The organism is Neisseria sp. P0009.S007, from assembly GCF_051962515.1.
The window spans coordinates 1-264 of the sequence record NZ_JBQCVF010001133.1 but is presented as its reverse complement, the minus strand read 5'-3'; the positions used below and the strand labels follow the sequence as shown (position 1 = coordinate 264).

Annotated in this window: 1 protein-coding gene; it reads left to right on the top strand. The window is 72.0% G+C overall.

What is annotated here, in order from left to right; all coding sequences use genetic code 11:
* Window positions 1-27 precede the first annotated feature (27 nt).
* Window positions 28-264 (top strand): cyclase family protein (locus ACTHS3_RS18040; RefSeq protein ID WP_440368797.1); only part of this gene is annotated, 237 nt, incomplete at its 3' end.

The following is a 264-nucleotide window of genomic DNA, read 5'->3' as shown; positions in this document are numbered from 1 at the left end:
ACACTGGGCCCCGGCTGCCCGGTGAACGTGAGTGCACTCACGCTCTCGCCCCACGTGGGCACGCACGCTGACGCGCCCCTGCACTACGCAGCGGACGGAGCAGCCATCGGCGCCGTGCCGCTGGAAGCCTTCATCGGGCCCTGCCGCGTGGTCCATGCGCTGGACTGCGGCCCGCTCATCGAATGGCGCCACGTGGCCCATGCGGTGACCGGCGATTTGCCGCCGCGAGTGCTGGTGCGCACCTACGCCCGCATGCCCGTGGAC